16 protein-coding genes are annotated in these 13,346 nt (G+C 58.1%); 11 read left to right on the top strand and 5 right to left on the bottom strand.

What is annotated here, in order from left to right:
* Positions 1 to 42: 42 nt before the first annotated feature.
* A complete protein-coding gene (gene dacB, locus ACR1XY_RS21700) occupies positions 43 to 1,521 on the top strand; it encodes a D-alanyl-D-alanine carboxypeptidase/D-alanyl-D-alanine endopeptidase (protein WP_480596418.1) in 1,479 nt (492 codons plus the stop codon).
* Between the two features lie 2 nt (positions 1,522 to 1,523).
* Here dacB and ACR1XY_RS21705 read toward each other — a convergent pair whose 3' ends face one another.
* Together ACR1XY_RS21705 and ACR1XY_RS21710 are read right to left on the bottom strand one after the other, a co-directional pair.
* Positions 1,524 to 1,946, bottom strand: coding sequence for a tellurite resistance TerB family protein (locus tag ACR1XY_RS21705; RefSeq protein WP_170327101.1), 423 nt, complete (start codon positions 1,944 to 1,946; stop codon positions 1,524 to 1,526).
* A gap of 81 nt (positions 1,947 to 2,027) precedes the next feature.
* Positions 2,028 to 2,495, bottom strand: a complete 468-nt coding sequence (locus ACR1XY_RS21710) for an Lrp/AsnC family transcriptional regulator (protein WP_480596421.1) — start codon at positions 2,493 to 2,495, stop codon at positions 2,028 to 2,030.
* A gap of 109 nt (positions 2,496 to 2,604) precedes the next feature.
* Between ACR1XY_RS21710 and phhA the strand changes: the two genes are divergently transcribed.
* The 5 genes from phhA (at position 2,605) to ACR1XY_RS21735 (ending at position 8,343) form a co-directional block, all read left to right on the top strand.
* Positions 2,605 to 3,405 (top strand): phenylalanine 4-monooxygenase, encoded by an 801-nt coding sequence (gene phhA / locus ACR1XY_RS21715; RefSeq protein WP_480596423.1) that lies wholly within the window; start codon positions 2,605 to 2,607, stop codon positions 3,403 to 3,405.
* A 7-nt stretch (positions 3,406 to 3,412) separates the two neighbouring features.
* Positions 3,413 to 3,766: a 4a-hydroxytetrahydrobiopterin dehydratase gene (locus ACR1XY_RS21720; protein ID WP_480596426.1), complete on the top strand. Its 354-nt coding sequence runs from the start codon at positions 3,413 to 3,415 to the stop codon at positions 3,764 to 3,766.
* Positions 3,767 to 3,887: 121 nt separating this feature from the next.
* Positions 3,888 to 5,462 carry a lysine--tRNA ligase gene (locus tag ACR1XY_RS21725; RefSeq protein ID WP_480596428.1) on the top strand — a complete coding sequence of 525 codons (1,575 nt, stop codon included), beginning with the start codon at positions 3,888 to 3,890 and terminating at the stop codon, positions 5,460 to 5,462.
* A 48-nt stretch (positions 5,463 to 5,510) separates the two neighbouring features.
* Entirely contained in the window at positions 5,511 to 5,912 is a 402-nt protein-coding gene (locus ACR1XY_RS21730) for a DUF4864 domain-containing protein (protein ID WP_480596430.1), read from the top strand.
* 142 nt (positions 5,913 to 6,054) lie between these two features.
* Positions 6,055 to 8,343: a glycosyl hydrolase family 28-related protein gene (locus ACR1XY_RS21735; RefSeq protein WP_480596432.1), complete on the top strand. Its 2,289-nt coding sequence runs from the start codon at positions 6,055 to 6,057 to the stop codon at positions 8,341 to 8,343.
* A gap of 45 nt (positions 8,344 to 8,388) precedes the next feature.
* On the opposite strand, the gene ACR1XY_RS21740 is transcribed toward ACR1XY_RS21735, so the two are convergent.
* On the bottom strand, positions 8,389 to 9,051 hold the full coding sequence (locus ACR1XY_RS21740) for a hypothetical protein (protein ID WP_480596435.1): 663 nt from the start codon (positions 9,049 to 9,051) through the stop codon (positions 8,389 to 8,391).
* A 146-nt stretch (positions 9,052 to 9,197) separates the two neighbouring features.
* Between ACR1XY_RS21740 and ACR1XY_RS21745 the strand changes: the two genes are divergently transcribed.
* Positions 9,198 to 9,524 carry an antibiotic biosynthesis monooxygenase family protein gene (locus ACR1XY_RS21745; protein WP_170402482.1) on the top strand — a complete coding sequence of 109 codons (327 nt, stop codon included), beginning with the start codon at positions 9,198 to 9,200 and terminating at the stop codon, positions 9,522 to 9,524.
* Positions 9,525 to 9,589: 65 nt separating this feature from the next.
* Positions 9,590 to 9,997, top strand: a complete 408-nt coding sequence (locus ACR1XY_RS21750) for a universal stress protein (RefSeq protein ID WP_480596438.1) — start codon at positions 9,590 to 9,592, stop codon at positions 9,995 to 9,997.
* On the opposite strand, the gene ACR1XY_RS21755 is transcribed toward ACR1XY_RS21750, so the two are convergent.
* Entirely contained in the window at positions 9,982 to 10,485 is a 504-nt protein-coding gene (locus tag ACR1XY_RS21755; protein ID WP_480596440.1) for a HugZ family pyridoxamine 5'-phosphate oxidase, read from the bottom strand. The two genes, ACR1XY_RS21750 and ACR1XY_RS21755, sit on opposite strands and share 16 nt — an antisense overlap.
* Before the next feature lie 125 nt (positions 10,486 to 10,610).
* On the opposite strand from ACR1XY_RS21755, the gene ACR1XY_RS21760 reads away from it, so the two are divergent.
* Positions 10,611 to 11,033 carry an excalibur calcium-binding domain-containing protein gene (locus tag ACR1XY_RS21760; protein WP_480596442.1) on the top strand — a complete coding sequence of 141 codons (423 nt, stop codon included), beginning with the start codon at positions 10,611 to 10,613 and terminating at the stop codon, positions 11,031 to 11,033.
* 58 nt (positions 11,034 to 11,091) lie between these two features.
* Positions 11,092 to 11,445, top strand: coding sequence for an MmcQ/YjbR family DNA-binding protein (locus tag ACR1XY_RS21765; RefSeq protein ID WP_480596444.1), 354 nt, complete (start codon positions 11,092 to 11,094; stop codon positions 11,443 to 11,445).
* Here the strand turns inward: ACR1XY_RS21765 and ACR1XY_RS21770 are convergent.
* On the bottom strand, positions 11,442 to 12,149 hold the full coding sequence (locus tag ACR1XY_RS21770) for an ORF6N domain-containing protein (protein WP_480596447.1): 708 nt from the start codon (positions 12,147 to 12,149) through the stop codon (positions 11,442 to 11,444). The genes ACR1XY_RS21765 and ACR1XY_RS21770 overlap by 4 nt on opposite strands.
* Positions 12,150 to 12,373: 224 nt before the next feature.
* On the opposite strand from ACR1XY_RS21770, the gene ACR1XY_RS21775 reads away from it, so the two are divergent.
* A complete protein-coding gene (locus ACR1XY_RS21775) occupies positions 12,374 to 12,664 on the top strand; it encodes a hypothetical protein (RefSeq protein ID WP_480596449.1) in 291 nt (96 codons plus the stop codon).
* Positions 12,665 to 13,346 lie beyond the last annotated feature (682 nt).

Here is a 13,346-nt window from a genome sequence, read left to right on the forward strand (position 1 = left end):
CAGTGGTTGTTTGCCTTTGATCTCTGGGATTTTAATTGACCCATGGTTGATCTTCTTTCGCGTCGTTTCTTTCTTGCCGGTCTGGGGGCCTCGGTCGTTTCAGGCTCGGCTCTGGCTGATGCTCCAGCGCAGTCTTTGCGGCCTCAGATTCGGGGGGATCTACCCACTGGAGCGGAGCGGCTCATCAAATCCGCAAGGCTGAAAGGCGAGGTGGCTTTTGCCGTCGCCGATGTGCAAACCGGTGCGCAGCTTGAAGAATTTGGCGGCGATCAAGGTCTGCCCCCTGCCAGTGTCGCCAAGGCGTTGACGGCGCTTTATGCGCTGGATGTTCTGGGGGCCGAATACCGGTTTGAAACCACCTTGATGGCCGATGGCCCGATCGAAAATGGCGTGCTGAAGGGCGACCTGATCCTTGTGGGCGGCGGAGACCCCCTTCTGGATACCGACGATCTGGCCGCATTGGCGGCCAATCTGCGCGAGGCCGGAATTACCGAGGTGCAGGGCGCGTTCAAGGTCTATGACGGTGCGCTGCCTTATATCTTTAGCGTCGACCCCGGGCAGCCGGACCATCTGGGATACAGCCCGGCCATAAGCGGCATCTCTTTGAATTTCAACCGCGTACATTTCGAATGGAAGCGCGACGGTACCGGGTATGATGTGACCATGGACGCCCGCACGGCGCGGTACAGGCCGTCCGTGGATATGGCGTCAATGCGCGTCGAAAAACGCAGCTTGCCGATCTACACCTACCAGCCAAGCGCCCGGCAGGATCGTTGGACTGTGGCTAACGGTGCACTGGGAAATGGAGGTGCGCGATGGTTGCCGGTGCGCAAACCGGCGCTTTATGCGGGCGACGTGTTTCGCACTCTGGCGCGGGTGAACGGAATTGTTTTGGGCCGTGTGCAGATCACACGCGAGGTGCCGCAGGGCTCAGTTCTGGTGGTGCATCAAAGCGACCCTCTGGAGAGTATCCTGCGAGGAATGCTGAAATACTCGACCAATATCACAGCTGAAATGGTAGGGATGGCAGCCTCGAAAGCGCGGGGTGCCAAGTTGCAGATTCTGGCTGATTCAGCTGAGGAGATGAACCGTTGGGCATCTGAAACCTACGGTGTGCGCGGGATCGCAATGGTAGATCACTCGGGGCTCGGCGATGCGTCGCGCGTCGCGCCCGCAGATCTGGTGACGGCCTTGGTTGAGGCCCGAAAGGACGGGGCGCTACGGCCGTTGCTGAAAAAATTCACCCTGGCCGACAGTCAGGGGCGACCAGTCAAGGATCATCCGATCAGGGTAGATGCCAAGACCGGGACGCTGAATTTCGTGTCTGGGTTGGGCGGCTTTATCACGGCGCCGGATGGCTCGGAACTGGCCTTTGCCATTTTCACCGCTGATGTTGATCACCGCGCGACGATCCCCCGCGCGTTGCGCGAGCGTCCCGACGGCGCGCGCAGTTGGAACAACAGGTCGCGCAAACTACAGCGCGCGCTGATCGAGCGCTGGGGGATGCTGGCGGGCAGCTGAGATCAGGTGGTGTGGCGCGCTCGCGCGCCACGCTCGATCGCGGCGGCGTGCAGACGGTCGATATTCAGTTCGTATCTGATTTCTTCCAGCAGGCGCAGTTCGGTCTCGGCAAGTGATCCATCTGCCGCAGCCACGTCACAGGCCAGCGCGTAGGCCGTTTCGTGCAACCGCTCGGGCAGGTTGTCGCGGATCAGGCCGAACAGGGCGTCCAGCCCGTCCTCCTGCTCGAACAGATCAAACACGGTTTGCGACACCCGGCGCGTGCGGTCGATATCGTATTCGGCAAAAACCGGCAGCATGTTGACTGCGCCTTCGATCTTGACCAGCTCGGCGGTGCGGATGGTCTCATCCGAGGCAGAGACCGCAACCATGATCGCGACAAGGCAATCCTGTGGGGACATCGGGTGAGGTACTTGTTCGGTCATGGTGTCGTCCTGATTGGTCTTTTCTGCGCTCGCACGATAGGAGGGCTGGCGCGCAGGTTCAACGGATTTTGCCGCATTGAGTCACAGAATGGGCAACGGCCCCCGCGTTTTGGTCTGGCGCAGCACGAAATTGCTGCGCGTATCGCGGACCAGCCCGGATTTCAGCAGCCGCTGCATGATGAAATGCTCAAGGTCTTCGGGCGTTTTGGCATAGACCTTCAGGATGAAGTCGTGATCGCCGGTGATCGAGGCGCATTCGACGATCTGTGGTTCGGTTTCGACCAGCCGCAGGAATGCGGTGATGCTGTCCTCTTGATGGTCGCGCAAGGCGACGTGTACATAGGCGATGGCGTTCAGCCCCACAGATTTAGCCCGCACCTGAGCGATATAGCCCGAGACCACGCCCGACGCCTCTAGGTCGCGTACGCGCCGCCAGCATTGCGAGGCGGAAAGGCCGGTGCGGTCGGCAAGTTCCTGCATCGACAGACGGCCATCGGTCTGCAACTGCTGCAGGATGGCAATATCAGCGGGTTGAAGCGTTTGTTTCACAATTGATACCTTTGCGATACATATTCTCCAAAATACCCAGAATATCACGCTGTACCAAATCAAAATTGTCAGGGCGCGCGGCTATACTTTCCTCAAGGAGGAAAAAGTGATGCCAAAATCGACCAAATACGTCGCCAAGGTGGCTGATGCGCGCGGCCATATCGCCTATACGACTGAGGAAGACGAGGTTTGGGCCGATCTTTATGCCGCGCAAGAGAAGAACGTGCAGCGCTACATGGCCCGCGATTACCTTGCCGGGCTGGAAAGGCTGGACCTGCCAAAAACCCGTGTGCCGTCCTGCGCCGACATCTCGGAACGCCTTTTGGACATGACCGGGTGGCGGGTGCAGCCGGTGCCCGCACTGATCGGGTTCAAAACGTTCTTTGGCATGTTGGCAGACCGGGTATTTCCTGCCGCATCCTTCATCCGCTCGCGCGAGGATTTTGATTACATCGAAGAGCCCGACATCTTTCACGAGATTTTTGGCCATACCCCTTTGCTAAGCGATCCGCGCTTTGCGGCCTTTAGCCATGCCATCGGCAAGGCCGGGGTGCAGGCTGGGGACAAGGATTATTCCTGGCTGATCCGGCTCTACTGGTTCTCGATCGAGTTTGGATTGCGTCGGCAGGACGGAGAGATCAAGGCGCTGGGGTCCGGGCTTGCGTCCTCGCCTACTGAACTGGTTTACGCCGTCGAAAGCGACATTCCGGACCGTGATCCGTTCGATGTCCTGACTATCCTGCGCACGCCCTATCGGATCGACATGCACCAGATGGGCTATTTCGTGTTAAACTCACCTGAGGAGCTGTTCGCCGCCGCCGAGCGCGATCTGCTGGCGGATGTGCAGCAGGCACAGTCCCTTGGGTTGCTGCCGAACAAGTTCCCGGAAAAAGCAACCGCAGCGGAGTGAACGGATCATGACCACATCAGGACAAACCTGCAGCCTTTCGGACCGCACCTGCGTGCCCTGTTCCGGAGGAGTGCCGGCCTTGACCCGGGACGAGGCAAACACCCACATGGTGGAACTCTCCTCTGACTGGAAGCTGGACGCAGGGGCGAAAGAACTCAGCCGTCACTACAAGTTCAAAGGGTTCGCCAAGGCGACTTATCTGGCCAATCTTTGCGCTTGGCTGGCCGATCAGCAGGGGCATCACCCGGATGTGTCATTTGGCTGGGGCTATGTGGATGTCAAACTGACCACCCATGAAATTGGCGGTCTTAGCGAGAATGACTTTATCTGGGCCGCCAAACTGGACCGGTTGACCGCGTAAATCGGCCTTCCCATCAGGAAAAACCCTGCAGTTTATTGACTCATGCTGCACCGGCACAATAGGAGGGGCCGGTCGGTTGCAAACGGCGACCGGCGCTGTTTTTCCCGATGGAGCAAATCTGATGTCTGAACTGCGTGAAACCGCGATGTCGTCCAAGGCCTGGCCTTTCGAAGAGGCGCGTCGGTTGCTCAAACGCTATCAGAAAGCGGCTCCGGAAAAGGGGTACGTGCTGTTCGAAACCGGCTATGGCCCCTCGGGCCTGCCGCATATCGGCACCTTTGGCGAGGTCGCGCGCACTACGATGGTCAAGCGCGCGTTCGAGGCGCTGTCGGACATCCCGACCAAGCTGATCTGTTTCTCGGACGATCTGGACGGAATGCGCAAAGTGCCCAGCAATGTGCCGAACCCAGAGGTCCTGGAGCAGCATCTGCATCGCCCACTGACCTCGGTGCCTGATCCGTTTGGTGAATACGACAGCTTCGGTGAGCATAACAACGCGATGCTGCGGCGTTTCCTCGATACTTTTGGTTTCGAGTATGAATTCTACTCAGCCAAGCAATTCTACGAGTCTGGGCAGTTTGACGAGATCCTCAAACGCGCGGTTGAGCGTTATGATGAGATCATGGCGATCATGCTCAAAAGCCTGCGCGAGGAGCGCCAGCAGACCTATTCGATCTTTCTGCCGCTGCATCCCGAAAGTGGGCGGGTTATGTATGTGCCGATGAAAAAGGTCTGCGCTGAAACATACACCGTCACCTTTGACGATGAGGCTGGCAAAGAATGGACCGTTCCTGTCACTGGCGGCAACGTGAAATTGCAGTGGAAGCCGGACTTTGGTGCACGCTGGGCTGCGCTGGGCGTCGATTTCGAGATGTACGGCAAGGAACACGCGACCAACGAAAAAATTTATGATGCGATCTGCCGTGCACTGGGTGGTCGCGCGCCGGAACACTTTTCGTACGAGCTGTTCCTGGATGAGAACGGACAGAAGATCTCGAAATCGTCCGGCAATGGAGTGTCGATCGACGAATGGCTGACCTATGCGCCGACCGAGTCGCTGGCTTATTTCATGTACCAGAAGCCCAAGACGGCCAAGCGGATGCATTTCGATGTGATCCCGAAAGCCTATGACGAATATCACCAGCAGCTACGCGCCTATCCGGGACAGGATCTGAAGGCGCAGTTGAACAACCCGGTCTGGCATATCCACGGCGGCAACGTTCCTGCATCCACGCTGATGGTGCCATTTGCGATGCTGCTGAACCTGGCTTCGGTTTCCGGGGCCGAGGACAAAGAGGCGCTTTGGGGCTTCATCCGCCGCTACGCGCCCGAAGCCACGGCCGAAACGCACCCCGATCTGGATCAGGCGGCGGGGTTTGCGGTGCGTTACTTCAATGATTTCGTCAAACCAACCCGCCAGCACCGCGCGCCGACCGATCAGGAGCGTGAAGCGCTGGAAGCACTGAAAGCCGCGCTTGTGGCTTATGATGGTCCGATTGAAGACGAAGCGCTGCAATCCGTGGTCTACTCCGTCGGGCGTGAGCGGTTTGACCCGATGCGAGGCTGGTTCACGGCTTTGTACGAAGTACTGCTGGGGGCATCTCAAGGCCCGCGTTTCGGCGGATTTATCGCGTTATATGGCGTGCCCGAAACCATCGCACTGATCGACAAGGCGCTGGCCGGAGAGCTGGTCTGATTTGACCTGAAACCACGTGGGGCTACCCTTTCAACAGGAGGTAGCCCCATGCGTCGTTTATTGCTTGCCATATCCCTGAGCGCCGGTTTGGCGTCGGGCGCATTTGCCCAAAGCGCCGAGATCGAGGCCAATATATCGGCGCAGATACAGGCCTTCAAAGCGGATGATTTCGCCGCTGCTTTCACCTTCGCCAGCCCCTCTATTCAGAAACTGTTCCAAACACCCGAGAATTTCGGGGTGATGGTCAGACGTGGCTATCCGATGGTATGGCGGCCTGCGGATGTGCGTTTTCTGGAGTTGCGCGAAGTCGCGGGAGCACTGTGGCAGAAGGTCATGATCACCGACAGCGCGGGCCGGGTGCACATTCTGGACTATCAGATGGTGCCGCTAGAAAACGGCTGGAAGATCAACGGCGTTCAGTTGCTGGGAAATTCCGACCCTGCAACTTGATGCAACACCACCGTCACGGTGGCGTGAGTGGCAGTTAATCCCAATTCGGTACTCAGACTTTTGCGTTCGGGGCGCGCGATCCCGGGCACTGGGTTTATGCGCGTAGCGGGTCACCGCTCGCGCGATTGGGAAAGGGATTTCTATGAATAAGGCAATCACCGACGGCATCGTGTTCATGCCGCCTGCTTTCGCAAACGGTTTGAATGTGTGGTCCAGCGGCGATGGAACACCGGGCTCGCCGACCTATGACGGGTCGGGCACCGGCGCGTTTGTTCCGGCCGATGCGGATTTCGGCGGCTGTCTTGAAATCCTGAAGGTCAGCGCCACCCAACGTTTGCGCTATATGGGCCAGACGCCGCTGCTGCCGGGCTGTTATCTGCAGATCAAGGCGCGGGTCAAAGCGATCAGTGGCCCGTTGCCCGAAGTGCGCATCGCCGGCTGGGCCGGTGGCGCCGGCGACGTGCAGGTCACTGGCGTGGCCGAGCAGGGCCCGGCCACGCAGCTTTCAGGCTATGGCACGGTGCATGAGGTTACCGCAATTGTCGGCACCGGACAGCGCCCCGGTGTAGACATGCCCTGGGGTGTGCAGGCGCTGTACGGCCATTTCGGGCTGGATATCGATGGTGCAAACGGGGCCGTCATCCGGGTCGACGATATCGAGATCACGGATATCACCGGCGTGTTCCTGCGTAATCTGATCAGCCTCGTCGATGTGCGCGATTTCGGTGCAGTCGGTGACGGTGTGGCGGATGACTCGGCGGCCTTCGAGGCAGCGGATCAAGCCGCGAATGGGCGCACGGTTTTCGTGCCCGAGGGCACCTATCTGTTGGCGCAGAACACGTCGATAGCGTCTGAGATGGATTTTGAAGGCACTGTAACGATGCCCGACGACAAGATGCTGCTGCTGACCAAGAATTTCGACTTGCCGACCTATGTAAACGCTTTTGGTAATGAAACGCTGGCTTTCAAAAAGGCGTTTCAGGCACTGCTGAACAACTCAGACCATGAATCGCTTGATCTGGGGGGGCGCAAGATTTCAGTCAGCGAACCCATCGACATGGCTGCGGCGGTACCAAACCGGCAAAGCGGGTTCTCGACACGCCGCGTAATCCGTAATGGCCAGTTCGACGTTCAGAGCAGCTCGGCCTGGGATACCGAGACTTTCACCTCGGTTGCGACCTACAACCCGAATGATCCCACCCGTTTGGTAAATGTTGCCAACGTGGCCAATATTCCTGTCGGTGCGCTGGTGCAGGGCAGCGGGGTCGGGCGTGAAATCTATGTCCGTTCCAAGAACGAGGGCGCAGGTGAGATCACGCTGAACGCCCCGCTGTATGATGCGGCCGGCACGCAGACCTTTACCTTCCAGTCCTTCAAATATCTGCTGGATTTCAGTGGATTTAGCTCGCTGCGCAAGTTCGGGATGGAAGAGATTGAGTTCCAGTGCAACGGCCGCAGCAGCGCGATCCGTCTGGCTCCGTCAGGCAGTACTTTTGCCGTGACGAACTGTTTCATCAGCCGCCCCAAGGATCGGGGCATCACGTCGATCGGGACCGGATGTCAGGGCATGCTGATCGACAATTGCCAGTTCCTGTCCACCGAAGAATCCTTCAATGTGGAGGATCGCACTTCGATCGCGCTGAACTCCACCGCCAATGACGTCAAATTGCGTCACAACCGGGCGGTGCGGTTCCGGCACTTTGCCATTTTGGGCGGCACCAACAATATGATCCTGGGGAACCACTTTTTCCAAGGCGACAGTATTCCACAGGGTGTTCGCAGCGCCGGTTTGGTCATGATCGGCACGTATAACAGCTCGACCATTTCAGGAAATTATGTTGATAACTGCTCGATCCAGTGGACCAACGAAAGGGATGCCAACCCGGTGTATACTGCGGGGTACTCGTTCAGTTCGATGGCCATCACCGACAATATCTTCTACTCCAGCGAAGTTGCGTCTTGGTTCACTTATATTGTTATCCGCCCCTATGGTGCGGGGCATTTCCTGAACGGTGTGGTCGTGACCGGAAACAAATTCCGCTCAACAAGCGGTAGTATTACCCGGGTGGAGCGGGTGGACACCACCTATGCCGATCTGAACAAATATGCACACCGGAATGTGACGTTTGAGAACAATACGTTCCACGGGGTAGACCAGAAAGTTTCGAACCCCTTGCGGATAAGGCACGCTCAAGGTTCCGCATCTCAGGCTTGGACCGTCCAGTCCTCGGGGCAGCTACCGTTCGGCGGTCTAGCACGCAGCTGTGATGCGGTCACGGTTCTGGGGCCATTGAGAACGGTTTTCGGATCGCTGACCTTCGCTAACCCGTATGTAGAGCTGGAGCAGGGCGCATCGAATAACGCGGTCAACCTGCGCTGGCCCGAAGCTCTGAGCGGAGAGGTTTCCGCGATCGTGCGAATGGAGCGCTGATTTTTAGGCTGGCCGCCCTGTCATGGGGCGGCTGGTTCGCCTGTCTCAGAACTCATTCCAGATCGCCAACTTCAGCCCCGTATCGCTACGCGCATCATTGCGCTCAAGCCCCAGCACCCACGTTGCCGAACTATTCTTCGTTCGGATCATGACCGAAGGCCGGGCTCTCCAGAACAGCGAATGCTCGGGCGTATAGGCTGTTTCGATCTGTATCAGCGGGTTCAGTAGCCGGTCACCGGACAGACCCGCCGTGATATCCAGCTTGCGATACAAGGCGTCATGCGTGCGCAGTTCCAAAGTGGTATCGACGGCCACCCAACCGTTCCCCCAACCGGTCTGGAACCCTTTGCCATAAGAGAGGGTCAGCTTGTACATGGCCCAGGCGTCCCGGTTCCTGTGATGGGCACCCGCCCCGAACTCGGCCGCAAAACGCCCCCATTTGTCGAAATCGGCCACGGGAAGCCGGGCAAACAGAAGCGCGTGGCCATAGAGGTCGCGGTTTTCCTCGAAATCCAGCCCGATTGTCAGGTTCGGCCTGTATCCAAACTCTGCGTATAGCCCTGTTTTGTAGTCATATGCACCACCGGGGTCCCTGAAGGCGGTCACCGAAGCCGCGGTAAATGCCGATCCCTTTTCCCGCAGCCACGCCCCGGACAATGCCGGAGCGGCAGCAAGCAGCAGAGACAAAAGAAGGACGATCCGGCACATGCGGGCAGAATCCGCCAGCATGGTTAACGGATGGTTAGTAATTCGTTTATTTTTTTGAGAACCGGCAAAGAGGCGTCGGCTGCAAAGGAAACACGAGACCTTTGCAATTCCTGTGTTAAGCTTGTGAAACAATAAGGAGAATCCAGATGCCGAAGATTTCCAAGAGCGCGAGCGTCCAGACAGTTATCACCACCTTTGAAATGACGCCCGGCACCTGCCACGATCTGTTGGAGGCGCTGACCGACGCCTATGCCGAGTTCATCTCGAAGCAGCCGGGATTTATCTCGGCCGGGTTGCATGTGAACGACGCCCAGACGCGGATTGCCAATTATTCACAGTGGGAACGCCGCGAGGATTTTCTGGCCATGCTGCGCACCCCTGAAATGCGCGACCGCAATCGCAAGATCAACGAGCTTTGCAAGAGCTTTGAGCCGGTGATGTATGACGTGGCTGAAACATTTGGCAGTTCCTGACTTGGATCAAAGCCTTAACACCCGGCTCCGCCCAAAGTGGATGCAGGAAAACGGAGGTGCGCTTCATGTATCATAACATTCTTGTTCCCATTTCTTTCGATGCCGAACGGGATATCTCCGGCCCCCTCAAACTGGCCGAGATACTGTCGACGCCGGACGCTCAGGTAACTTTGTTGCATGTGGTCGAGCACATCCCCAACTATGCGATCTCCTACATGCCGCCCGAATACCTGAACGAAGCCCGCAAGGCGATTCAGACTGAGTTGGATGAACTTGCGGAGAAGCTACCCAACGCAAAGGGTGTGGTTATCGAAGGGCATTCCGGACGTACCATTCTGGACTGGGCGGATGCCCACAAGCCGGACCTGATCATCATGGCTTCGCATCGGCCGGGTATGCAGGATCTTCTTCTGGGTTCAACTGCGAACCATGTGGTCCGCCACGCCGCCTGCGCGGTTCACGTGGTGCGCTGATCGGGCACAAGATCGGCAGGGGCAAGGCGCCAGGCCTTGCCAAAGCCGCCATTCAACAAGGCCTCCGAAATCTTGAACCGAACAAAGCCGAAATCGGTGAAATCGACATAGAGCTTCGCTTTGGGTCGCAAGGCCAGATACCTTGTGCGCAGGCGGCTATGTTCTGTACTATCACGCGCAACGAAACCGGCCTCGGCGTGCAGGGTCAAACGTGGATGGGTCAGGGGATCACCTGTCCCTCCGGGCTCTCCGATCAGCAACGCGCAGGCCGGATTGGCGTGCAGGGCGCGCGTGTGATCCGCCAGCGTCGAGATCAGTGTCACCAACCCGCTGTCCGCATCCGTTGCCAGAGCGATACGCGATACCGAGGGCACCGCTTTGCCCGGTTGCAAGGTGGCAAGGGCCCCATAAGTTGTGTCTTCAATCAGGCCGCGAGCCAAACTGCGGGCCGTATCATCGACCGGACGAAAGGGGTTGGCTTTGGCCATGGCTGATGTGTCCCGGAATGTCTGCAACGGGCCAAACATAGCTGCTTCATCTGCCCGGTGCGAGGCCTTGTTGCCGGTTGTGCCCGGGCCTCGGTTTCGCCACAAATCCGGGTTAGGTGAAGGATATGCCAGTCGACAAGCCCAAGCTAGCAACAGATGCGATAATCCCCAAGGTATCGAGGCGCCAGAAACGCGCAGACGCGTTGCGCAAACGCGCTTTGTCTCCTGTTCGGATATTGATCATGGTTCTCATGCTGCCGTTGACGACCCTGAGTATTGTCGTGGCCGTTTACCTGCGCACATCCGACTTTGAACGTGAAGAGGCCCTGATCCATCTGATTGCCCTGGCTGGGTGTGATGCAGTTGAATCGGTTGTGCCGGGGCCGTTTCTGGTCGGAGGGCCAGGGTATCATCCCCGCAACGATCCCGATGGCGATGGGGTTGCCTGCGAAACCATCGCGCCCACCCCGGTTTCCGACACGGTTCCGCAACAGGCTGGCGCGCGCCCATCACGAACGGTTGGAACCGCCAAGTTTGTGCGGCCGTGATCGGCTGATTACTACGCCGGCGCTTGCATAATTTTGATCTGTCGCCAAAGTTGGGGCCATGACCCGTAATGAATTCAACGCCTTCTGCGCCAGCCTCAAAGCCACCAGCCATGTGGTGCAGTGGGGCAATGCGGATGTGTGGAAAGTGGGTGGCAAGGTCTTTGCGATCTGTGGTTGGAACGACGGCAAAGACGCCTTCATCTTCAAGGCCACCGATCTGGCGTTTGAGGTGCTGGGCGATGAGCCCGGCATCCGCCCAGCGCCTTATCTGGCATCGCGCGGGATGAAATGGTTGCAGGTCTATGAAGAACGCGGCATGAGCGATGCCTCATTGCGTGAGCATATCGTGACGTCCTATGATCTGGTCGTGGCCAAGCTGACCAAGAAGATGCGGGCCGAGCTGGGGGTTTAACCCTTCATCGCGTGCAGCAATTCCAGCAGTCGTTTGCGGTCGTCATCATCGGTGTAGTCACCGGTTGCCAACCGCTCGGCGATGCTCAGACGCAGGCGTTCCTGTTGGGTGCGCACCTCTTCCCCGGCTGTTTCGGCCAGGGTCTTCATGATCATCGCTACGGCCTGTTGCCGTTTGGTGGTGGGGTTGGCGATGTAGTCGACCAGACTCTGCTGGCCGGAATCGAGGATGTTTTCGGCCAGATCGCGCAGTTGCTCGCCATTGGGCAGCAGCGGGGCGGGGGCATTCTCGGGCGGCAGAATTTCCGGCACGCTGCGCGGGGTTTCGGCCAGAGCGTTTGCACCATCAACAAAGGCCTCGGTGATCATCCGGGTGATCTTGATCGCGCGCGGGTCCTTGAACAGGGCCGAGGCGATGGCCACACCGTAATCCGTATAGACCCACGGATTGACCCGCCGCCCGCCGCGCCCCTTGGGTTTTGAAATCACATTCTGTGATTGCAAATCGGCGACCTCGGTATCGGTCAGCTGAAAGCGATAGCCCTCGAACAGGTCCTTGTTGCGCGAGACCGCCTGATTGAAAGCGCTGACGGATTTTCCGTAGAACTGTGCCAGATCCTCGGCCAGCACCACACGGGTGCCGCGCACCCGGTGAATGGCGCTTTGGACCTCATGTGTGCTGGGCAGGGTGTTCGGGTTCGTCATGGCAACCGTCTGGAATCACAATTTGTGATTTCAAAAGTGAAGCAGCGGGCGCTGGGCTGCAACCTTGAAGTGTCAGCCGCCCGGATGCGGTCAGGCGTCTAGTTGAAAACGCCCACAAATCCCTCGTATCAATGCGAGATTTCGCGCTGTCGTGCTAGGGTGCGCGCGGCGAGGCCGCTTCGGCCCCGCCACATGGCAATTTCGCCAGACGAGGGAGGAAAGTGATGTTTGCGCGAATTACCCAATACAAAATGAAGCCCGGCACGCGTGAGGCGGCGACGGCGAAGATGAATGCATTGAAATCCGAAATCATGGGTATGCCCGGGATGCACTGCTTTACCAACGTGATGAACGAGGACGGTTCGGGCTATGTGATCTCAGTCGTCGAGAGCGAGGCAACCTCGAACGCAAACGCGCCCAAAGTGGCCGAACTGTGGGGCCATTTCGCCGAATTCATGGAAGGCCCGCCCTCACCGGTCGGATACGATGTGATTGCCCATTGGGATAAGGGGTAAAGGTTTGGGCGGGGATGGACCCGCCCTTTTCTTTGCAAAAGAAACTGCGCCAGTTCCTCGGCCAGCACCACACGGGTGCCGCGCACCCGGTGAATGGCGCTTTGGACCTCATGCGTACTGGGCAGAGTGTTCGGGTTCGTCATGGCAACCGTTTGGAATCACAATTTGTGATTTCAAACGTGGAGGAGGGTGGGGCGGGGTGCAAGGGTGGAGTGTGGAGCAAGTGTTATCTGTAGACACAAACACTCATAACTCTTTCTTTGGTATCGCCGCCGTAACGGGTGTTAGTTGGCAGCGCAATCCAGTCTCTACGCCGATAGCTCCAAAGATAAGGCCAATTTTCGCTGTCACATGCCACGCCATGTGGGGGCTGGTAACCGTCAGAGCGTTCCCGAATAGACTTGAACAACGAAGAACGGTCTATGACATGCAGCTCGGCAGCTTTCGCATATCTTGTCATTTGCCACCGCACTTGCAGATTCTGCAACGCGACCGGACCAATCACTATAATAATCGCGCCAACAACTATGGTCGGCACCTTTACTTTGCCCGGCACGATCGCGGCGGCTGTGGCAGCCAAAACCAGCAATATTAGGGTCAGGACTCATAGCCAATAGATGACGAGTGCTGCGAGGGCGATGGCTGACAGGAAGACCTTCGGGCACCTGTCGTAGCGGGTCGC

The sequence above is a fragment of the Ruegeria sp. AD11(2025) genome, from assembly GCF_056542405.1.